This is a genomic window from Pseudoalteromonas sp. BZB3, assembly GCF_040104455.1.
In the GTDB taxonomy this organism is placed as follows: domain Bacteria; phylum Pseudomonadota; class Gammaproteobacteria; order Enterobacterales; family Alteromonadaceae; genus Pseudoalteromonas.
On record NZ_JBECOS010000015.1, the window covers coordinates 31,716 to 52,366 of the forward strand.

20 protein-coding genes and 1 tRNA gene are annotated in these 20,651 nt (G+C 39.8%); 6 read left to right on the top strand and 15 right to left on the bottom strand.

Going from position 1 to position 20,651, the window contains the following annotated elements:
* The first annotated feature begins 108 nt into the window (after nt 1–108).
* Entirely contained in the window at nt 109–1,230 is a 1,122-nt protein-coding gene (ald, locus tag ABMY35_RS16990; RefSeq protein WP_349287291.1) for an alanine dehydrogenase, read from the top strand.
* A gap of 89 nt (nt 1,231–1,319) precedes the next feature.
* Here the strand turns inward: ald and ABMY35_RS16995 are convergent, their stop codons facing one another.
* A complete protein-coding gene (locus ABMY35_RS16995; RefSeq protein ID WP_349287292.1) occupies nt 1,320–1,754 on the bottom strand; it encodes an ATP-binding protein in 435 nt (144 codons plus the stop codon).
* A 230-nt stretch (nt 1,755–1,984) separates the two neighbouring features.
* Here ABMY35_RS16995 and asnS point away from each other — a divergent pair, with 230 nt between their 5' ends.
* The gene (gene asnS / locus ABMY35_RS17000) at nt 1,985–3,382 is read left to right on the top strand and encodes an asparagine--tRNA ligase (protein ID WP_349287293.1); all 1,398 of its coding nucleotides are present in this window, start codon (nt 1,985–1,987) and stop codon (nt 3,380–3,382) included.
* Nucleotides 3,383–3,542: 160 nt separating this feature from the next.
* Here asnS and ABMY35_RS17005 read toward each other — a convergent pair whose 3' ends face one another.
* The 5 genes from ABMY35_RS17005 to ABMY35_RS17025 all read right to left on the bottom strand — a co-directional run bounded on the left by ABMY35_RS17005 (nt 3,543) and on the right by ABMY35_RS17025 (nt 6,296).
* Nucleotides 3,543–4,160 (bottom strand): FKBP-type peptidyl-prolyl cis-trans isomerase, encoded by a 618-nt coding sequence (locus ABMY35_RS17005; protein ID WP_058029735.1) that lies wholly within the window; start codon nt 4,158–4,160, stop codon nt 3,543–3,545.
* A 65-nt stretch (nt 4,161–4,225) separates the two neighbouring features.
* Nucleotides 4,226–4,597, bottom strand: a complete 372-nt coding sequence (locus ABMY35_RS17010) for a hypothetical protein (protein ID WP_349287294.1) — start codon at nt 4,595–4,597, stop codon at nt 4,226–4,228.
* A gap of 49 nt (nt 4,598–4,646) precedes the next feature.
* Nucleotides 4,647–4,737, bottom strand: a tRNA-Ser gene (locus ABMY35_RS17015).
* 84 nt (nt 4,738–4,821) lie between these two features.
* Entirely contained in the window at nt 4,822–5,193 is a 372-nt protein-coding gene (locus ABMY35_RS17020) for a hypothetical protein (protein WP_349287295.1), read from the bottom strand.
* Nucleotides 5,194–5,306: 113 nt separating this feature from the next.
* Complete coding sequence (locus tag ABMY35_RS17025; RefSeq protein WP_138568562.1) at nt 5,307–6,296, bottom strand: rhodanese-related sulfurtransferase; 990 nt, start codon at nt 6,294–6,296, stop codon at nt 5,307–5,309.
* Nucleotides 6,297–6,494: 198 nt separating this feature from the next.
* Between ABMY35_RS17025 and ABMY35_RS17030 the strand changes: the two genes are divergently transcribed.
* Together ABMY35_RS17030 and ABMY35_RS17035 are read left to right on the top strand one after the other, a co-directional pair.
* Nucleotides 6,495–7,820: a DEAD/DEAH box helicase gene (locus ABMY35_RS17030; RefSeq protein ID WP_349287296.1), complete on the top strand. Its 1,326-nt coding sequence runs from the start codon at nt 6,495–6,497 to the stop codon at nt 7,818–7,820.
* Nucleotides 7,817–8,653 (top strand): S1-like domain-containing RNA-binding protein, encoded by an 837-nt coding sequence (locus ABMY35_RS17035; RefSeq protein ID WP_349287404.1) that lies wholly within the window; start codon nt 7,817–7,819, stop codon nt 8,651–8,653. Before ABMY35_RS17030 ends, ABMY35_RS17035 begins: the two co-directional genes overlap by 4 nt.
* 106 nt (nt 8,654–8,759) lie before the next feature.
* On the opposite strand, the gene pyrF is transcribed toward ABMY35_RS17035, so the two are convergent.
* The 9 genes from pyrF to gyrA all read right to left on the bottom strand — a co-directional run bounded on the left by pyrF (nt 8,760) and on the right by gyrA (nt 19,040).
* Entirely contained in the window at nt 8,760–9,464 is a 705-nt protein-coding gene (gene pyrF, locus ABMY35_RS17040) for an orotidine-5'-phosphate decarboxylase (protein ID WP_349287297.1), read from the bottom strand.
* A gap of 32 nt (nt 9,465–9,496) precedes the next feature.
* Complete coding sequence (locus ABMY35_RS17045; RefSeq protein WP_349287298.1) at nt 9,497–10,633, bottom strand: lipopolysaccharide assembly protein LapB; 1,137 nt, start codon at nt 10,631–10,633, stop codon at nt 9,497–9,499.
* The gene (locus ABMY35_RS17050; RefSeq protein WP_349287299.1) at nt 10,633–10,899 is read right to left on the bottom strand and encodes a LapA family protein; all 267 of its coding nucleotides are present in this window, start codon (nt 10,897–10,899) and stop codon (nt 10,633–10,635) included. The genes ABMY35_RS17045 and ABMY35_RS17050 overlap by 1 nt, the downstream gene beginning before the upstream one ends.
* A 14-nt stretch (nt 10,900–10,913) precedes the next feature.
* Complete coding sequence (gene ihfB, locus ABMY35_RS17055) at nt 10,914–11,204, bottom strand: integration host factor subunit beta (RefSeq protein ID WP_138482285.1); 291 nt, start codon at nt 11,202–11,204, stop codon at nt 10,914–10,916.
* Between the two features lie 58 nt (nt 11,205–11,262).
* On the bottom strand, nt 11,263–12,930 hold the full coding sequence (gene rpsA, locus ABMY35_RS17060) for a 30S ribosomal protein S1 (protein ID WP_349287300.1): 1,668 nt from the start codon (nt 12,928–12,930) through the stop codon (nt 11,263–11,265).
* Nucleotides 12,931–13,022: 92 nt separating this feature from the next.
* Nucleotides 13,023–13,736 (bottom strand): (d)CMP kinase, encoded by a 714-nt coding sequence (cmk, locus tag ABMY35_RS17065; protein WP_349287301.1) that lies wholly within the window; start codon nt 13,734–13,736, stop codon nt 13,023–13,025.
* 154 nt (nt 13,737–13,890) lie between these two features.
* Nucleotides 13,891–15,171 (bottom strand): 3-phosphoshikimate 1-carboxyvinyltransferase, encoded by a 1,281-nt coding sequence (aroA, locus tag ABMY35_RS17070; RefSeq protein WP_349287302.1) that lies wholly within the window; start codon nt 15,169–15,171, stop codon nt 13,891–13,893.
* Nucleotides 15,171–16,250, bottom strand: coding sequence for a 3-phosphoserine/phosphohydroxythreonine transaminase (gene serC, locus ABMY35_RS17075; protein WP_349287303.1), 1,080 nt, complete (start codon nt 16,248–16,250; stop codon nt 15,171–15,173). The genes aroA and serC overlap by 1 nt, the downstream gene beginning before the upstream one ends.
* 105 nt (nt 16,251–16,355) lie before the next feature.
* Nucleotides 16,356–19,040, bottom strand: coding sequence for a DNA gyrase subunit A (gene gyrA, locus ABMY35_RS17080; RefSeq protein ID WP_349287304.1), 2,685 nt, complete (start codon nt 19,038–19,040; stop codon nt 16,356–16,358).
* A gap of 178 nt (nt 19,041–19,218) precedes the next feature.
* On the opposite strand from gyrA, the gene ubiG reads away from it, so the two are divergent.
* The gene (gene ubiG / locus ABMY35_RS17085; protein WP_349287305.1) at nt 19,219–19,929 is read left to right on the top strand and encodes a bifunctional 2-polyprenyl-6-hydroxyphenol methylase/3-demethylubiquinol 3-O-methyltransferase UbiG; all 711 of its coding nucleotides are present in this window, start codon (nt 19,219–19,221) and stop codon (nt 19,927–19,929) included.
* Nucleotides 19,929–20,573, top strand: coding sequence for an HAD-IA family hydrolase (locus ABMY35_RS17090; RefSeq protein WP_349287306.1), 645 nt, complete (start codon nt 19,929–19,931; stop codon nt 20,571–20,573). Before ubiG ends, ABMY35_RS17090 begins: the two co-directional genes overlap by 1 nt.
* The last annotated feature ends 78 nt before the right edge of the window (nt 20,574–20,651 follow it).

Sequence of the window (20,651 nt, forward strand, 5' to 3'; positions counted from 1 at the left end):
TTTAGAATTTATATCTACAAGATACACCAAAAAAGGTAGGACATACTAGCTAATGACCAATATAATAGTCGAAAATTTCATCCCGTTCTTATATATGAGGCGATTATTATGCTTATCGGTGTACCTAAAGAAATAAAAAACCATGAATACCGTGTTGGTATGGTTCCAGCAAGTGTTCGTGAATTAATTAACCACGGCCACCAAGTTGTTGTTGAAACAAATGCTGGTATTGGCATTGGTTTTACTGACGAAGATTACATTGCAGTTGGTGCAGAAATCTTACCAACAGCTGCTGATGTTTTTGCAAAAGCAGACATGATTGTTAAAGTAAAAGAGCCTCAAGCAGTTGAGCGCGCTATGTTACGTGAAGGTCAAATCCTATTCACTTACCTTCACCTTGCACCAGATCTTCCACAAACTGAAGACCTTGTTAAGAGCAAGTCTATCTGTATCGCATACGAAACTGTTACTGACGCTCGTGGTGGCTTACCACTTCTAGCGCCAATGTCTGAAGTTGCTGGCCGTATGTCAATTCAAGCTGGCGCTCAGGCACTTGAGAAATCAAATGCAGGTCGTGGTATGCTTTTAGGTGGTGTACCTGGTGTTGAGCCTGCTAAAGTAGTTGTTATTGGTGCTGGTATGGTTGGTAACAATGCAGCGCAAATGGCTGTTGGCATGGGTGCTGATGTTGTTGTTCTTGACCGTAACGTTGACGTTCTTCGTCGTGTAGACGCACAATTCGGCAACCGTGTTAAAGCTGTTTACTCTACTGCTGACGCACTTGAAAAGCACGTACTTGAAGCTGATCTTGTAATCGGTGGTGTACTTATCCCTGGCGCTGCAGCGCCAAAACTAGTAACTGCTGAACACATCAAGAACATGAAACCTGGTTCTGCAATCGTTGACGTTGCAATCGACCAAGGTGGTTGTATTGAAACTTCTAAAGCAACTACACACGCTGAACCAACATACATCGTTGATGACGTTGTTCACTATTGTGTTGCTAACATGCCTGGTGCTGTTCCACGCACTTCAACGTTTGCACTAAACAATGCAACGTTACCGTATATCATCAAGCTTGCGAACAAAGGCTATAAAGCTGCACTTCTTGAAGACGATCACTTCATGAATGGCTTAAACGTGATCAACGGTCAAATTACATGTAAAGAAGTTGCTGAAGGCTTCAACATGGAATTCGTAGATGGTCGTACTGCACTAGAGAATGCTTAATCTATAAGTAGAATGAAAAAAACCCGCTTTAAGCGGGTTTTTTTATTTTATTTAATTACAGAAGTTAAATCTAAATATTTAACCAAGTATTACCACTCAAACATATAGGCCATTTTACTGATGGTTCTTAAAGCTACACCATGGGTATTTCGTTTAGCATACAAATGTTGCAAAGATTTATCTTTGATCTCACCCACCACCACTTCTTTAACTTGATAACCTAACGCATGGGCTGCTTGTGCATATGCTACAAACTCCCATTTTTTAATATTAGTGTTATCAACAATCACAAGTGGGATACCCTCAGCAAGGGCATTGATATAACGAGCAAGATTCAAATTATGAAATTCTGATAGCTTGAATTTATCGAAATGATACTCACCTTGTTCGTTATAAAAATAATCGTCTGTTGCACAAATCGTGTATTGTGTTTCATCACCTGCGACGAGTTCATCGACTAAGTTTTGTGCATAATGGCTTTTGCCTGAACCTGGGAGCCCTCTTAGAATAAAAACTTGCTTCATTGCCTCTCAACTAATTACTTATTTTTATCACTGAATATACGTCAATGATGCCATATTTATGCAAATTAGTCATGATACTTATATATAGAGTGTTATTTAGTGCAATTGACCTGAAAAGAGTTGTCATAAATGGTTTTTTTATTTGCTCATCACAGGTAAGATAATGCCCTCGTACCAAAGGGTACGACAGTTTAAATAATTATTAGAGTAACTAAATCATTGGAGTGAAGATGAGCCACATAGCGATAACGGAGCTACTTAAAGGCACCGTTGCGGTAGACAGCCAAGTAACAGTAAAAGGTTGGATCCGTACACGCCGCGATTCTAAAGCAGGTATTTCTTTCTTAGCCGTACACGACGGTTCTTGTTTTAACCCTATTCAAGCAGTTGTTCCGAATTCGCTCAATAATTATGATGAAGTTACCAATTTGACTGCTGGTTGTTCAGTTAGTGTTACAGGTAAACTGGTTGAGTCTCAAGGTCAGGGTCAAGCTTTCGAAATTCAAGCTGATACAGTTGAAGTTATCGGTTTAGTTGAAAACCCAGATACCTACCCTATGGCTGCAAAGCGCCATAGTATCGAATTCTTACGTGAACATGCGCACTTACGTCCTCGTACAAACGTAATTGGTGCTGTGACACGTGTTCGCAACTGTTTATCACAAGCCATTCACCGTTTTTTCCACGAACGTGGTTACATGTGGATCAGTACACCAATCATCACAGCGAGTGACTGTGAAGGTGCGGGTGAAATGTTCCGTGTATCAACGTTAGATATGCAGAACCTACCGCTTACGGATAAGGGTGACATTGACTACGCTGAAGATTTCTTCGGTAAAGAAGCTTTCTTAACAGTATCTGGTCAGTTAAATGGTGAAACATACGCCAGCGCGATGTCAAAGATATACACATTTGGCCCAACTTTCCGTGCCGAAAACTCAAATACGTCTCGACACCTTGCTGAGTTCTGGATGGTAGAGCCAGAAGTTGCATTTGCTGACTTAGAAGACATCGCGAGCCTTGCTGAAGATATGCTTAAGTATGTATTTAAAGCAGTACTTGATGAGCGTCGTGACGATATGGAATTTTTCGCACAACGTATCGAAAAGACAGCGATCTCTCGTTTAGAAGAGTTTGTTGAAAAAGATTTCGCACAAGTTGATTATACTGATGCAATCACAATTCTTGAGAGCTGTGGTAAGAAATTTGAGTTCCCAGTTGAATGGGGTGTAGATTTACAATCTGAGCACGAACGTTATCTTGCAGAAGAGCACTTTAAAGCACCTGTAGTAATTAAAAACTACCCTCGTGACATTAAAGCATTCTACATGCGCCAGAATGAAGATGGCAAAACAGTAGCAGCTATGGACGTAGTAGCACCAGGTATTGGTGAGATCATCGGTGGCTCTCAGCGTGAAGAACGTTTAGATGTACTAGATGCACGTTTAGAAGAGATGGATCTTCACAAAGAAGACTACAGCTGGTACCGCGACTTACGTAAATACGGCACAGTGCCTCACTCTGGCTTTGGTCTAGGTTTTGAGCGTCTAGTTGCTTATGTTACAGGCATGGGCAATGTTCGTGATGTAATCGCCTTCCCTCGTACTAAAGGCAATGCAAACTATTAATCTGCATTAGCTCATAAAAAGCGCCAAATTGGCGCTTTTTTTGTGTTACGAAAAGATGATGAATAATCTCATGCAAAAAAAATCCCCGTTCAGAACGAGGACTTTATATTGCTAGTTCAACTCACTTTTGTGGCATTGAAATCAAATAGTAAATTCTTAATTAAAGAACTTCTAATAACTCAACATCAAAGATTAGAGTTGAGAAAGGTGCTATTGATGCACCAGCACCACGCTCACCGTATGCTAGGTCATGTGGGATATAAAGACGGAACTTAGCACCTGGCGCCATTAGTTGAAGTGCTTCAGTCCAACCTTTGATAACACCATTTACTGGGAACTCAGCAGGTTGACCACGCTCAACAGAGCTGTCGAAAACTGTACCGTTAATTAATGTACCGTGGTAGTGAACGCGTACAGTTGAATCTGCAGCTGGCTTGTCACCTTCACCTGTTGCTAGTACTTCGTACTGTAGGCCTGACTCAGTAACAGTTACTTCTGCACGCTTAGCGTTGTCTTCTAGGAAAGCCGTACCTTCAGCAGCTAATACTTTAGCTTCTTCTTCGCGACGCTTTTGAATTTCTGCATTGATTGCTTCAAATGCAGCTTGAATTTCAGGGATTTCAACACGAAGTGCTTCACCAGCATACGCATCTTTCATACCTTCAAACACTGAGTGAAGGTTAAGACCGTCGAAAGGGTTAGCTTTAAGCTGCTCGCCCATTTGAAGACCGATACCGTAGCTTGCTTTTTCTGCACCTGTATTAAATAAATCAGACATGTAAATTTTCGCTTTTTTAATTTAAAGAATGTTGCAGTGTAACACACTGCAGATTGAGATAAAGGTTACTCTGCTTGCTGCTTATCCATTAACTTTTTTAGTTCTATCACAACAAATGTCGCAAACGGTAAGCTTAAAACTAAGGCAAGTTTTAACTCTTTGCTGTAGTCGATGAGTTGCTCTGTAAAAAAATAGCCAAAGCCAATGATACCAAAAGCACCAACTATTATTGCGCAGAATATTGGCCATACTTTTTCGTACTTCACAATTAAGTGACCAACTAATAGATTAAACAGAAATGTGTAGAGAACGGTGTTAAGAAGGTTAGGGTCTTGTTGTGCATCGATTGATAATTGCAATGCCATTTCCAAGCCACTGACATAGAAAAAACTAAAAATGATCCAAAGTGAAAAACGCTTTACCAAATCAAGTTTCATACTTCCTCCAAACGAAAAAAACCGCCTAAAGGCGGTTTTGGGAATGAGGTGGCGGAGAGATAGGGATTTGAACCCTAGATACGCTATTAACGTATGCCGGTTTTCAAGACCGGTGCTTTCAACCACTCAGCCATCTCTCCGTTGTTGGCGCGAATAATAGAGAGTTTTATAAACCTTGTAAAGTACTATTTTAAAAAAAGAACCAATATTGAATTGTTTGATTACTAATAATACTGTTTAGGTCGTTTTGCTATGAATGCGCCCATTAAACTCACGCAAGTTAAGCTTATGAGTACAAATGCTGAATCAACAAATAATTTTGTGATCTCATCTAATGTATAATTTTGTGTATATAAAAGGGGAGCAAATGAAATGCTCCCAACAAAAAGTAACACTTTAAAAGCTCTTGAAAATTCATAGCGTTTACTATAATTCATCCACCAAGTAAGCACTAAAAGTAAAAATGATGCTGGAAGAAATAAATATTGAACTTGTTCCGTGACATAAGATGAATAGTAAGAAAGAGCAGCCCCTATTGCGGACCACATTAACCAAACCCACCAATTCTCTTTTTCTTTTAAAAATAGATTGCCCATAAAGTGTCACATGTTTTTATTATTATTAATAACTATATAAGACTAACAAATATACTGGCTATAAAACAACCGTCTCGGGCAACAAAAAAGCGCTCAATTGAGCGCTTTCTTAATTATGATTTTAAAGCTTTTCGTTGCGCTTCTTTTTGCTGCTGTTTTGCTTGCTTGCGCTGTAATAAAGCTTCTTGAGCTTCATGGCCTATATGGCCTTCGCCACGCTCTTGCGCCAATTTCATTTGTTTTTGACGCTCAGCGAAGCGTGCACGCTGCTCTTCAGTTACATTATCAATACAGTGATGACAAGAAACACCCTCTTCATATTCAGGCTTTTGTTTTTCTTCTTCGGTGATTGGCATACGACAAGCATGACACTGATCGTATTGACCTTTTTGTAAGTCATGATCGACGGCTACACGGTTATCGAATACAAAACACTCACCTTCCCATAAAGATTCTTCTTTTGGTACTTCTTCAAGGTACTTAAGAATGCCGCCTTCTAAGTGATAAACTTCATCAAAGCCCTGCTCTTTCATATAAGCAGTCGACTTTTCACAACGAATGCCGCCTGTACAGAACATCGCTACTTTTTTATTTTTAGCAGGGTCTAAGTTTTTCTCTGCCCACTCAGGAAATTCACGGAAAGTCTTAGTGTTTGGGTCAATAGCATGTTTGAACGTACCGATTTCAATTTCGTAATCATTTCGTGTATCAACAACCACAACATCTGGGTCCGAAATAAGCGCGTTCCAATCTTGTGGCTTAACGTAAGAACCAACCACTTTTAACGGGTCGATACCTTCCACACCCATAGTCACGATTTCTTTTTTAAGTTTTACTTTTGTTCTATAGAACGGACACGTTTCGTCGTAAGACTCTTTAGAAACAATATTATCTAAACCTGGTTGCGCATCTAACCAAGCAAGTAATGTATCAATACCTTCACGTTTTGCAGCAACAGTACCGTTAATACCTTCAGCAGCAAGAAGCAAAGTACCACGTACTTCATTTGCTTCCATAACCTCTAAAAGAGGCTGACGAATTTCTTTGAAGTTTGGTAATGAAACGAATTTATAAAGTGCACATACAACATATTGAGCAGACATAATATTCCTAATTAGCTTTGAATAAGGCTATTAGTTATTAAGCACGACTAATAGCTAACTACCGGATCGTAAATCCGGCGCCGGAGGCGGTATTGTACGGATTTAACAAAAAAATGCACTAATAAAGCTAAAATATCCCTGTGTTGCAGAACTCTGTTTGATATAATTGCTGCTTAAACTTTATTTGGAGTAGTAACTTTGCAATTTACCGAATTAGGTATTGATAGCCGCTTGGCTCAACAACTCTCGCACCAAGGGATAGTTTCACCCACTGAAATTCAGGCTCAAGCCGTTCCAACTGCAATCGCAGGTCACGATGTATTTGCACAATCTAAAACAGGCTCTGGTAAGACATTAGCTTTTTTACTGCCTGCAGTGCACAGAATAATAAAACAAAAAGCACTAAGTAAGCGCGATCCAAGAGCGCTTATCATTGCACCTACACGTGAACTCGCAACACAAGTTTTTAATCAATGCCGACTGTTAATTGCAAGCACTAATATTTCTTTAGTGAAAATCCTTGGCGGTGAGAACTTTAACGACCAAGTTAAAGCACTTCGTAAGTATCCACACATTGTTGTAGCTACCCCTGGTCGCTTAGCTGATCATATTTCTCAAAACACAGTACAATTAAATGGTTTAGAACTGCTTATTTTCGATGAAGCTGATCGCATGTTAGATTTAGGTTTCGAAGAACAATTAAACTTAATCAACCAATCTGCTGATCATCGTCTAAGACAAACATTGCTATTTTCAGCGACTTTAGATCATGCACAGGTTGAAGTCACTTCTCGTCAGCTCTTAAAAGCACCAAAACGCATCATTTTGAGTGATGCCCAACAGAAACACGACGACATTGAGCAAGCGCTATATTTTGCTGATCATCTTGATCACAAAGAAGCACTTCTCAAACATTTAGTGACTGATGAATCTGTTGGTCAATGCATCATTTTTACAGCCACAAGAAACGATACGCAGCGCATTAGTGAACTGCTTAAAGAAATGGATATCTCTGCAGTAGGTCTGGCGGGTGATTTAACGCAAGCCAAACGCTTAGACATCATGGACTCTTTTAGTCGTGGCTTATTTAAAGTATTAGTGACCACAGACGTTGCATCACGTGGTCTTGACTTATTAAGCGTTACACACGTAATTAACTTCGATCTCCCTAAACAAGCCGAAGAATATGTCCACCGAATCGGTCGTACCGGGCGTGCCGGCTTTAAAGGTGTTGCAGTATCATTTGTAGGTCCTAAAGATTGGAAGAGTTACCTAGCCATTAAGTCATATTTACACGAAATCCCTGATTTTAAAGTCATTGAAGGGTTAGAAGGTAAATTTAAAGGTCTAAGACCACCAAAACCAGCCAAAAAAATTAACCCTAAATCAAAAGATACGGTTAAAAAGGTTAAGAAAAAACCTTATAAAAAACCGATTAAGAAAAATAAAAAGCCTATCCCTGCGCCATTTGACGTAGATGGTGCAGCACCATTAAGACGTAAGCCCAAGCCAACTGAGGAATAATTATGTTAGGCACAAAACAACATTTACAAATCACTGAGCTTTGCGCTGAAGGGGCTTATTTAGACGGCGGTCAACTAGGCGAAGTTTTTCTGAAAAAGTCTGAAGTACCAGAGTATTTAGAAGAAGGTGATAGCGTTCAGGTTTTCATCTACCAAGATAATTTAGGTCACCCTACTGCTACGACTCAAGATGTAATTGCTCAAGTTGGCGATTTCGCTTTATTACGAGTTAAAGAAATAAATAAGATTGGTGCTTTCTTAGATATTGGTATCGATAAAGATATTTTGTCTCCTTACAATGAACAAAAACCAAAAATGCGTGAAGGCTATAGCTATCTTGTTAAATTATATTTAGATAATGCGAGTAAACGAATTTGTGCATCGAGTAACTTAAAGAAATTTTTAGACAAAGAAACACCGTCATATCAACCAAACGAAGAAGTCGATTTAATCGTCGCTTCTAAAACAGATATTGGCTTTAAAGTTATCATTAATGACAGACATACAGGTGTGGTGTTTTTTAATACTATTTTCAAAAGACTGTTTATCGGTCAGAAATTGAAAGGGTTTATCAAGCAAGTTAGAGAAGATGGCAAAATAGATGTCGTACTTGAAAAGCAAGGCGTTCAAAAGTTTAAGGATCTTGGTGAGCAGATTTTGTCTGAACTTAAAAACTCAGAGGGTTTTATTCCCCTTGGCGATAAATCAGATCCTGAAGAAATTAAGAAACGTTTTGGATCAAGTAAAGCAAACTTTAAAAAAGCCATCGGTGGCTTATTTAAACAAGGCTTAATTGATATCGAAGCCAAGTCTATTTCTTTGAAAAAACAGTAATACGAATTCGTAATAACACTTAATCATTTAGTTAAACGGATTGGTATAAACAAAAATTTTAAGAAAAAGGCAGCTTGCGCTGCCTTTTATCGTTTCGTCAGTCAATTTAAGCGTTAATTTCCAAATTAATGGCTTCTAACGCTTTAACAGGATCTTCGGCTTTAGTAATTGGTCTACCAATTACTAAATAATCACTTCCTGCTTCGACCGCTTTCTTTGGTGTCATAATGCGCTTTTGGTCGCCAACATCTGCGCCAACAGGACGAATGCCTGGTGTCACTAATTTGAAATCAACGCCTAATTCAGTTTTTAAACTTTCAGCTTCTTGAGCTGAACATACGACACCATCAAGACCAGCTTCTTTAGCAAGCTTGGCAAGGTATAAAACTTGCTCTTGTGGCGTTTTATCAACACCTAGACGTGAAAGTTGTGCCTGATCCATACTTGTTAGAACAGTCACCGCAATCAGTAATGGACCATTTTCATATTTAGCTAAGGCTTCTTTTGCCTTTTGCATCATTTCTAGACCACCACTTGCATGGACGTTAACCATCCACACACCTAGCTCAGCAGCGGCTGTTACAGCTTTAGCAACTGTATTAGGAATATCATGGAATTTTAGGTCTAAGAATACATCAAAACCTAAGTCAACTAATTGTTTAACAAACTGAGGGCCGAAATAGGTGAACATTTCTTTACCGACTTTAAGGCGACACGTTTGAGGAGAAAGTTGCTTAACAAAGTCTAATGCTGCTTGTTCATTATCGTAATCAAGCGCAATTAATACTTTTTTAGAATCGTGTTGAGACATAATAATCCTAATCGAATAAAGTTAAGTAAGCCTTAAAAACCATCAACACCTTTATTTGGTCGTATAGTTTCCCAATGCTTACAAGAAGGGCAAAGCCAATATAATTTATGGCTTGTAAAACCACAGTGACGACATTGATACTCTGGTTTAGTATTTATGTAGGATGTAACTAAATGATCTATCTCATTTAATACATCTTGTAGTTTGTGGTTTTTACTACTCAGCAGTTTTAACAAGTAACTAAAACCTCTAATTGATGGCTCACGTTTTAAACTATCAGTTAGAAATTCTATCGCTTCATTGGCTTTGTTTAATTCCAATAAAGATTGGCAATGTTTTATTTTTATCAGCATACCGCCCTTAGGCAATAATTCGCTGATCAGTTCATAAAACTGGGACTGTAAATTAAGTGCATTATAGCTATGCTCGAGCTGTTCCATATAGATTGGTGCTGTATCAGTAAAACTACAAATGAGTTTTCGCCAATAATATATACTCTTTACATAATCTTCATTGTTATAAGCATCAAAACCAAGTTCATACATAGGGCGAATAGTTTTATGATTAAGTGCAAACGTTTTTTCCATTAATTTAGGCGTTTGGTTAGATAATGCGGTTTCACAATAAAAGTTCGCGATTGCTGCACAATGGCTTCTTTTACTAAATAAGTCACTATGCGCTTCAAACATATTCACGCCTTTTTGCCATTCGCTCATTTGTGAATACAGATTAATAATTGGCTCTAGCGCTTGCGTGTTATTCGACTTGACTAGAATAATTAAGTGCTCTTCAGCGCTGTCTAATAAGCCAGCCATAATGTAATCTTGCGCGAGCTCAAGTCTGCAATCAGACATGATGCGTTCATCTAAGTTTGGCTGATTAAGAAGGAGTTCATGAATTTTGATTGCTCTATCTATTTCGCCTCGTTTGCGAAATAAGCTGGCTAAAGTTAGGTAATGCTCGACGGAGTCGGCAGAAACTTCAAGAAGTTGAATTAGGTGTTCAAGACCCTGATCTTCTTCACGGTCTAGTAAGAATTTTAGGCCTTTACTATATTCGGACGTTATTTTTCTGCTGTATTCATGAGCTTGATTCTTAGCACTATTCTTACCCATTACATAACCGTAAGCAGCAGCAACAGGAAGAAGTAAAAACAGCAGTTCTATCATTATTGAGTATTTATCTGATCAGCGTTTACTTTATCTTTTTTATTTAAACGGTAATTCTGCCATTTTAGTTTAGAAACCGAAGCAGTGCCGATTAAACAACCAATCAACAACCCAATAATAAATGTGATTGCTAGAATAGTGGCAAGAGGTAAAGTGCTACTCGCTAATATATAGTTTACTTGTACTTCTGAAGGGTTTTGTGAACCTATTACAAAAGCTAAAACTATTAGAACTAACAACAATCCTTTTTTGGCGATCTTTACCAACTGCTACCCTACCCTTAACCAGCAATACTTGCGTTTACTCTGTCTCTAAGCTCTTTACCAGGCTTAAAGTGTGGGACGTGTTTACCATCTAATTCGACTGTTTCACCAGTTTTAGGGTTACGACCTGTACGAGGGGCACGGTAATGTAGTGAAAAACTACCAAATCCACGAATTTCAATTCGTTCAGATTCTGCTAATGACCCTGCCATTTGTTCAAGAATCTCTTTAACGGCATTTTCAACGTCCTTGACTGGAATATGAATATGTTGTTCAGCTAACTGTTCTATCAATTCTGACTTTGTCATAATTTTTCCTCAAAATAAAAAGAAAGGGCAAAAGTGCCCTTTCTATCTGTACTCGAAATTAGTCTTTCTGAGCGTTTTTGAAAGCTGCAGCCATTGCATTTTCGAATGCTGGCTCTTCTTTCTTAAGCTTCTCAAGAACTTCTTTCTCTTCAGCTTCGAACATAGCTTTAACTGAAAGGCTGATAGTACGGTTCTTACGATCAACACCTACAAATTTAGCTTCAATTTCGTTGCCTGCAGAAACAACAGTAGTTGCATCTTCAACACGCTCTTGAGCGATGTCAGCTACACGGATGTAACCTTCAACACCTTCGATAAGCTCAACAGTTGCACCTTTCGCGTCAACTTCAGTCACTTTACCTTTAACAATAGCACCTTTTTTGTTTGCGTCTAGGTAGTTATTGAAAGGATCAGCTTCAATTTGCTTAACGCCTAGTGAGATACGCTCACGCTCTGGGTCAACTTGAAGTACGATTGCAGTGATTTCGTCGCCTTTCTTGTACTCACGTACCGCTTCTTCACCTGGAGTGTTCCAAGAGATGTCAGATAGGTGTACAAGACCGTCGATACCACCTTCAAGACCGATGAAGATACCGAAGTCAGTGATTGATTTGATCTTACCTGTAACTTGGTCGCCTTTGTTTTGAAGACGAGCAAATTCTTGCCATGGGTTAGCAATACACTGCTTAAGACCAAGAGAAATACGACGACGCTCTTCGTCGATTTCAAGAACCATAACTTCAACAGTGTCACCTAGTGAAACAACTTTTGAAGGGTGGATGTTTTTGTTAGTCCAATCCATTTCTGAAACGTGAACTAGACCTTCAACACCTTCTTCGATTTCAACGAAACAACCGTAGTCAGTTAGGTTAGTAACACGACCTGAAAGCTTAGCACCTTCAGGGTAACGGCCAGCGATAGCTGCCCATGGATCTTCGCCAAGCTGCTTAAGACCTAGAGAAACACGAGTCTTCTCTTTGTCAAACTTAAGTACTTTAACTGCGATTTCGTCACCAACGTTAACGATTTCACTTGGGTGCTTAACGCGCTTCCAAGCCATGTCAGTGATGTGTAGAAGACCATCAACACCACCAAGGTCTACGAATGCACCGTAGTCAGTAAGGTTCTTAACGATACCTTTAACTTCTTGACCTTCAACAAGGTTAGCAAGTAGTTCATCACGCTCTTGTGAGTTTTCAGACTCGATAACTGCACGACGAGAAACAACAACGTTGTTACGCTTCTGATCAAGCTTGATTACTTTGAACTCTAACTCTTTACCTTCAAGGTGAGTTGTGTCACGTACTGGACGAACATCAACAAGTGAACCAGGTAGGAATGCACGGATTGAATCAACTTCAACAGTGAAACCGCCTTTAACTTTACCGTTGATGATACCAGTAACAGTCTCTTGCTCTTCACATGCTTTTTCAAGACGGATCCAAGCTTCGTGACGCTTAGCTTTCTCACGAGAAAGGATAGTTTCACCGAAACCATCTTCGATAGCATCTAGTGCTACGTCTACTTCATCACCAACAGCAACTTCTAGTTCACCAGCAGCATTTTTGAATTGCTCAGCAGGGATTGCACTTTCAGATTTAAGGCCAGCGTCAACAAGAACGATGTTGTTCTCGATTGAGATAACAGTACCCTTAACGATTGAACCTTGTTCTGCTTCAAAACCCTTTAGGCTTTCTTCAAATAACTGCGCAAAATTTTCTGACATTATACGTCTCTAAATATTTAATAATCCAATTGGCAACCATGCCGCATGGGGTAGTTTAACAAGCACCGACTTCCTGTCAGTACATTAAAAATCTATGCTATAAGAGATTGTTTTAACTTACCATTAATGACGGCTTGTTCAAGAATGTTTTGAACTTCATTGAACACTTGTTCAGCGTTTAATGTTGTCGTATCAATTACAATGGCGTCTTCAGCAGGCACTAGCGGCGCTACTTTTCGATTCATATCTCTGTCATCTCTCGCTTGAATATCAGCAAGAAGACCACTTAGTGTAACATTTAACCCACGACCATTCAACTCGTCAAAACGACGTTGAGCACGCTCTTCAGCGCTTGCTGTAAGGTAAATCTTAACTTCTGCATTTGGAAATACAACTGTGCCCATATCACGACCATCTGCAATCAAACCTGCTTCGGTTCTAAATGCGCGCTGGCGACGCAACAAAGCTTCACGAACTCGTGGTAACGCAGCAACTTTTGATGCAGCAGCGCCCACTTCTTCATTTCGGATCGTTAAACTAACGTCTTCGCCTTCTAAGATCACTTTACATGATTTGGTTTCACGGTCTATTGGAAATTGCACATCAAGATTAGCAGCAAGAGGCACTAATGCTTCTTCGTTGTCTAATTCTATGTGGTGATGAATTGCAGCAAGGGCTAAAACACGGTAAATAGCTCCACTATCTAGCACTTCCCAATTCAATTTTTCAGCTAGTAAACGACAAACAGTTCCTTTACCTGAACCACTTGGACCGTCAACGGTGATAACTGGCATTGCAGCCTGCATTTAAACCTCCTGAAATGCTCACCAAAAAATTCCGCGGCATTATACATCATGTTTTATGAATAGATCCTGTTTTAGCTGTAACTTTTTGTTAAATAATATAATTGAGGTACAGGGTTATAATGTTATAACCCTGCTTTTTCAAGATCTTGGGAGATTAATGAGAGCTCAATGAAGCAAGTACATCAAAGTATGTTGGGAAGGTTTTAGCCGTACATTTTGGATCATTAATGATTACTTCTTGGCCGCCCACTGCGACCATTGAAAAACACATGGCAATTCGATGATCATCATAAGTATCAACATCAACTAAATTCAATGTTTCAGGTGGTGTAACTTCAATAAAGTCATTACCTTCAACAACTTCAGCACCTAATTTTTTTAATTCAGTTGCCATCGCATGTAGACGATCTGTTTCTTTTACACGCCAGTTGTATATATCTCTAATAGCCGTTTTGCCTTTAGCAAACAGTGCCACTGTCGCTAATGTCATAGCAGCATCAGGAATTGCATTGGCATTGATATCAACGCCATTTAACTCGCCTTTACGTACAACAAGCTTTTCATCATACCAATCGATCTTCGCGCCAACTTGCTCCATAACTTTTGCAAAAACAATATCGCCCTGTACACTTGCCTTGCCGACGCCATTGATTTCTATTTCACCACCATTGATGGCTGCAGCTGCAATAAAGTAAGACGCAGATGATGCATCTCCTTCTACCATAATGCTATTTGGTGACTGATAGTCTTGACCAGCTTTAACAACAAAATGCTGATAGTTGTCATTTTCTACTTGCACACCAAATTTTGCCATCACACCAATTGTAATATCGATATAAGGTTTCGAAACTAATTCACCAATGATCTTGATATTTAAATCGCCATCGAATAGAGGAGCAGCCATTAAAATCGCTGTCAAAAATTGACTTGAAATACTGCCATCAATTTCTACATATCCACCTACTAGCTTTTTACCAAGGATTTTTAATGGTGGATAATCTTTATTTTTAAGGTAAGTAATATCTGCATCAATAGAATCTAATGCATCAACTAAATGACCTATCGGGCGCTCTTCCATTCTAGGCTCGCCAATAAGCTCATAATTGCCTTCAATAGCGGCTAAAACAGCTGTCAAAGGGCGATATGCAGTACCAGCATTACCTAAAAATAGTGGTTCATTTGGCGTTTTGAATTTACCTGAAACACCATGAACAGTAGCGATGGTCTTGTCTTCGTTAAGCTCCACCTTAACACCTAACTGCCCAAGCGCTTTTAGCATGTGCCTGATGTCATCGCTATCAAGCAAGTTAGTGACTTTCGTCACACCATCAGCAAGTGCTGCAAGCAGCAAGATTCGGTTTGATAGGCTTTTTGAGCCAGGTAAGGTAACTGAACCACTTACCTTTTTAATTGGCTTTAAGGTAAGTTGTTCCATTAACTATTTTCCTGTGCAAATTTATCCATAAACGCGACTAAAGCTTCTATACCTTCTACTGGCATAGCGTTATAAATACTTGCACGCATACCACCAACAAATCTATGACCTTCAAGTGCAAGTAACCCTGCGGCTTCGGCTTCAGATAAAAACTTATCGTTTAAAGTGTCATCTTTAAGCCAAAATGGGACATTCATCAGTGAGCGACAATGTTTAGCAACTTTATTAGAATAGAAGTCTGAGCTATCAATATAGTCATATAGGATCGCTGCTTTCTTCTTATTGTGCGCTTCCATTGCTTTAACACCACCGATTGACTCTAGATATTGAAATACTTCATTTGCTAAATACCATGCAAAAGTTGGCGGCGTGTTATACATACTGCCTTGTTTTGCTTCAATCGCATAATCAAGGATAGCTGGACGAGGTAAACCTTCTCGCTCTAACAAGGTTTTACGCACGATAACAATACATAAGCCTGAAGGGCCGATATTTTTCTGAGCACCCGCATAAATTAAATCAAAATCATCTACATTGATTTCACGTGACAAGATCATTGAAGACATATCTGCCACGATGGGTGCATCGTGCTTAGGCACATCGTATATCTCAATACCATCGATTGTTTCGTTAGGACAATAATGAATAAACGACGCTTTTTCAGGTAACTTCCACTGTGCAACAGGCTGAATATCGAATTGACCATCAACATCTGTACGAATATTAATGCCTTCTACTTCGGTGAACTTAGCGCCTTCTGTCGTCGCGCCACTAGACCAAATACCATTCTCAACATACACACCAGGTGCATCATCTAAGTGAAGGTTTAAAGGCACTGCAGCAAATTGGCCACGGCCACCGCCATGCATAAATAAAACTTCAAATTCATGTGAAATGTTCATTAAACGACGAAGGCTTGCTTCGCACTCTTTTACCATTTCTAGGTAAGGCTGAGCTCTGTGGCTCACTTCCATGACAGATACACCTAGGTTCTGCCAATTTAAAAATTCTTGTTGTGCTTTTTTCATTACTTCTGGTGGCAACATTGCCGGACCAGCACAAAAGTTATATACCGTCATTTCCTCATTCCTAAACTGTATATTTGTGAACGCATTGAGTTATCGTTATAAATAACTTCACGCTTTTTAGAGTTAAAAAAAGCGGCCGAAGCCGCTTTTTAAGATTTATTCACTTGGAGTTTCTTCACTACTCTCTTGTGTACCTTCTGGGTTATCTTGCACTACTGCTTCAGAACCGTCTTCAGGTAATTCATCAACTTCGATTTCCTCGATACGTTGTAAACCAACTACTTGTTCTTCGTCAATAGTTCTTATCAAAATAACACCTTGTGTGTTACGGCCAACAGTAGAAACTTCGTTGACACGGGTACGTACAAGCGTGCCGCGGTTTGAGATAATCATGATTTCATGGTTATCTTCAACTTGCACAGCACCGACTACGTTACCGTTACGCTCCGATACCTTAATTGATACAACACCTTGTGTTGCACGGCTCTTCGCTGGGTAGTCTTCTAGAGGTGTACGTTTACCATAACCATTCTCAGTAACGGTCAAGATTGCACCGTCATTCTTAGGCACGATCAGCGATACAACTTTGACACCCTCAGGCATCTTAATACCACGCACACCAGTAGCTGTACGGCCCATAGGACGTAAAGCAAGCATTTCTTCACCAGTCTCAGGATCTATTTTAACTTCACCTGTTTCTGAATCACGAAGCTTTTCGTTGAATCGCACTACCTTACCGTGATCTGTGAATAGCATAATGTCGTTACTGCCATCTGTGATATCAGCACCGATTAGGCTGTCACCTTCATTAAGGTTAATTGCAATAATACCGCTTGCACGTTGACGGCTATACGCTGTTAAAGGTGTCTTTTTAACAGTACCGTTTGCCGTTGCCATTAATACATACTTATCATCTTCATATTCACGAACCGGTAAAATGGTTGTGATACGTTCATCCGCTTCTAGTGGCAACAAGTTAACAATTGGCTTACCGCGTGCCTGACGTGATGCCAGTGGTAATTGGTACACTTTCAACCAGTACATTCTACCGGCTGTTGAGAAACACAAAATGGTGTCGTGTGTATTTGCAACTAACAAGCGCTCGATGAAGTCTTCATCTTTCATCTTAGTTGCAGCTTTACCTTTACCACCACGGCGCTGTGCTTCGTAATCAGATAATGGCTGATACTTTACATAGCCTTCGTGAGAAAGTGTTACAACAACATCTTCTTCGTTGATCAGATCTTCAAGGCTAATATCGTGAGCAGCAGCACTGATCTCAGTACGACGTTCATCACCATATTGCTCTTTGATTTCAACTAATTCATCACGGATAACTTCCATTAATCTTTCTGGTGAAGAAAGGATATAAAGAAGTTCAGCAATTAGGTCTAGTAGCTCTTGATATTCACCAAGGATCTTCTCATGTTCAAGACCTGTTAGCTTGTGTAAGCGTAAGTCAAGAATAGCTTGAGCTTGTTGCTCAGATAAATAGTACTGGCCGTCACGGATACCTAGTTCAGCTGCTAACCAATCCGGACGTGCTACATTGTCTTCACCTGCTTTTTCAAGCATAGCTTTAACAGTGCCTAACTCCCAAGGACGAGAAACAAGCGCTTGTTTCGCTTCCGATGGCGTTGGAGACTTTCGAATTAACTCAATAATTGGGTCGATATTCGCAAGTGCAATTGCGAGACCTTCAAGTGTATGCGCTCGATCACGCGCTTTGCGTAAATCGAATACCGTACGACGAGTAACAACTTCACGTCGGTGGATAATAAACGCATCAAGCATTTCTTTTAAGTTGAAACACTTAGGTTGGTTATTATCAAGTGCAACCATATTCATACCAAATACAGTTTGCATTTGTGTCTGTGCGTAAAGGTTATTTAATAGCACTTCACCCACTTCACCACGCTTAACCTCAATAACGATACGCATACCGTCTTTGTCAGACTCGTCACGAAGCGCACTAATGCCCTCGATTTTCTTATCTTTTACAAGCTCAGCGATTTTTTCGATTAAGCGCGCTTTGTTAACTTGATAAGGAATTTCATGAACGATGATCGTTTCACGACCAGTTTTTTCATCCACTTCAATTTCAGCACGTGCACGAATGTAAATCTTACCACGACCCGTTTTGTATGCTTGTTCGATGCCCTTCTTGCCGTTAATAATCGCGGCAGTTGGGAAATCTGGGCCTGGGATATATTCGATTAACTCTTCAATCGTTAAATCAGGGTTTTGAATAAGCGCTAAACAGCCATTGATCACCTCAGTTAAGTTATGAGGTGGAATGTTTGTTGCCATACCTACAGCAATACCTGAAGAACCATTTACTAATAAGTTAGGCACTTTGGTTGGTAGTACATCAGGGATTTGCTCTGTACCATCGTAGTTAGGTACATAGTCAACGGTTTCTTTTTCTAGATCAGCAAGTAGTTCATGCGACATTTTCGCCATACGTACTTCGGTATAACGCATCGCAGCAGCTGAGTCACCGTCAACAGAGCCGAAGTTACCTTGACCGTCAACCAGCATATAACGTAGAGAGAAAGGCTGAGCCATACGAACAATCGTGTCGTATACAGCACTGTCACCATGCGGGTGGTATTTACCGATAACATCACCGACAACACGAGCCGACTTCTTATAAGGCTTATTCCAGTCGTTACGAAGCTCATTCATGGCAAATAATACACGACGGTGAACAGGCTTTAGACCATCACGTACGTCTGGTAATGCACGACCTACGATTACACTCATCGCGTAATCTAGGTATGAATTTTTTAACTCGTCTTCGATATTGACTGGGAGGATTTCATTGGCGAGATCAGTCATTGATTGCACTTTCCTTCAGAGTCTATCTCCATTAGCACTATCAAGTGCCCTAGAGATTAAGTTATTATTAATATCAACGCCCATGCTAACACAGATTTATAATTATTACAGGCGCAAAATCCGTGTGATTTTGAAATAATCCAATTTAAATGCGCTCAGATTCACGAGGAAGTTTTTTATGACCGAGCATCAGAATGTAGATCCACAAGAAATTGCGAAATTTGAGAGCATCGCAGAAAGGTGGTGGGATACAGAAGGAGAATTTAAACCCCTTCATGATATTAATCCGTTACGTCTCGATTTTATTAATGACAAATCTAATGGTTTATTTGATAAACAAGTTGTCGATATCGGCTGTGGTGGCGGTATTTTAACTGAAAGCATGGCGAAACTGGGTGCCAAAGCGACCGGTATAGACTTAGGCCAAGAGCCACTCAATGTTGCCAAACTGCATGCTTTAGAAGTGGGTGTAAAAGTTGACTATATAAAAGTACCCGCTGAGGAATTTGCAGCAAACAATACTGAGCAATTTGATGTAGTAACGTGTATGGAAATGCTTGAGCACGTCCCAGATCCAGAATCTATTATCCAAGCTGCTGCACAAATGGCAAGGCCTGGCGCAAGTGTGTTCTTTTCTACGCTAAACAAAACGATTAAAGCGTATTTACTTGCAATCGTCGGTGCAGAAAAAATTCTAAAAATGGTACCTGAGGGTACACATGAGCACGATAAGTTTATTCGCCCTTCTGTTTTAATCGGCTGGGCTGAAAAAGCTGGTCTTAAAGTTCGCGCCAGTGCGGGGATCAATTACAACCCAATCAATAAAACATTCACCTTGACTGATGATGTCAGTGTGAATTACTTACTACATTTCGAGAAACTTGATTAATGAAGGCTGTCATATTCGATTTAGATGGCACCCTACTCGACACCACTGACGACTTGGGGGCGGCTTTAAACCATGTTCTCGAAATAAATGGGCTTGCTGCTGTTTCTCGAGAAGTATATAGCCCTGCTATTTCTGATGGCGTAAAAGCACTCTTAGATGTTGGCTTTGGTAGTCGGCTCGCTGAATTTAATTTAGCTCGCTTAAGACAAGATGTACTTGATCATTATGAAGCCAATATTGCTGTGCATACGGATTGCTTTGACGGTGTACCAAAATTAATCCAATCTTTAATTAATGCTGGTATAAAAGTCGCAATCATGACAAATAAGCCCACATTCCTGACTTTACCTCTTGTTGGACAAATTTCAGCACTTAAAGAAATTGAAGTTATTGTTTGTGGAGACACATTAGATGAAGCTAAGCCCTCACCTAAACCATTATTATATGCAGCGGAACAATTAGGCATTAGTTCATCCGATTGTCTTTATGTCGGTGATGCACAACGAGATATTCAAGCAGCAAAAGCGGCTGGTATGACTTCTGCTTGTGCTTTATGGGGATACATACCAAGCCTTGAAGATGCGTATAGTTGGCAAGCAGATCTAAATTTAACTAGCCCCCTTTTAGTGTTAGACCATATCTAGTGCTCATATTTACGCCAAAACACTACATCTAGTGTTTTGGCTCTTTCATCACCACAAGCTGCTCATTAAGAAAACACA

Bases quoted from the DNA above. Each gene is read 5' to 3' on its own strand.
- aroA (WP_349287302.1), bottom strand. From the start codon at position 15,171: ATGGAACAACTTACCTTAAAGCCAATTAAAAAGGTAAGTGGTTCAGTT.
- ABMY35_RS17045 (WP_349287298.1), bottom strand. From the start codon at position 10,633: ATGATAGAACTGCTGTTTTTACTTCTTCCTGTTGCTGCTGCTTACGGT.
- ABMY35_RS17090 (WP_349287306.1), top strand. From the start codon at position 19,929: ATGAAGGCTGTCATATTCGATTTAGATGGCACCCTACTCGACACCACT.
- ABMY35_RS16995 (WP_349287292.1), bottom strand. From the start codon at position 1,754: ATGAAGCAAGTTTTTATTCTAAGAGGGCTCCCAGGTTCAGGCAAAAGC.
- ABMY35_RS17005 (WP_058029735.1), bottom strand. From the start codon at position 4,160: ATGTCTGATTTATTTAATACAGGTGCAGAAAAAGCAAGCTACGGTATC.
- ubiG (WP_349287305.1), top strand. From the start codon at position 19,219: ATGACCGAGCATCAGAATGTAGATCCACAAGAAATTGCGAAATTTGAG.
- ABMY35_RS17010 (WP_349287294.1), bottom strand. From the start codon at position 4,597: ATGAAACTTGATTTGGTAAAGCGTTTTTCACTTTGGATCATTTTTAGT.
- ABMY35_RS17025 (WP_138568562.1), bottom strand. From the start codon at position 6,296: ATGTCTGCTCAATATGTTGTATGTGCACTTTATAAATTCGTTTCATTA.
- serC (WP_349287303.1), bottom strand. From the start codon at position 16,250: ATGACGGTATATAACTTTTGTGCTGGTCCGGCAATGTTGCCACCAGAA.
- gyrA (WP_349287304.1), bottom strand. From the start codon at position 19,040: ATGACTGATCTCGCCAATGAAATCCTCCCAGTCAATATCGAAGACGAG.
- rpsA (WP_349287300.1), bottom strand. From the start codon at position 12,930: ATGTCAGAAAATTTTGCGCAGTTATTTGAAGAAAGCCTAAAGGGTTTT.
- ABMY35_RS17020 (WP_349287295.1), bottom strand. From the start codon at position 5,193: ATGGGCAATCTATTTTTAAAAGAAAAAGAGAATTGGTGGGTTTGGTTA.
- cmk (WP_349287301.1), bottom strand. From the start codon at position 13,736: ATGCAGGCTGCAATGCCAGTTATCACCGTTGACGGTCCAAGTGGTTCA.
- asnS (WP_349287293.1), top strand. From the start codon at position 1,985: ATGAGCCACATAGCGATAACGGAGCTACTTAAAGGCACCGTTGCGGTA.
- ihfB (WP_138482285.1), bottom strand. From the start codon at position 11,204: ATGACAAAGTCAGAATTGATAGAACAGTTAGCTGAACAACATATTCAT.
- pyrF (WP_349287297.1), bottom strand. From the start codon at position 9,464: ATGTCTCAACACGATTCTAAAAAAGTATTAATTGCGCTTGATTACGAT.
- ald (WP_349287291.1), top strand. From the start codon at position 109: ATGCTTATCGGTGTACCTAAAGAAATAAAAAACCATGAATACCGTGTT.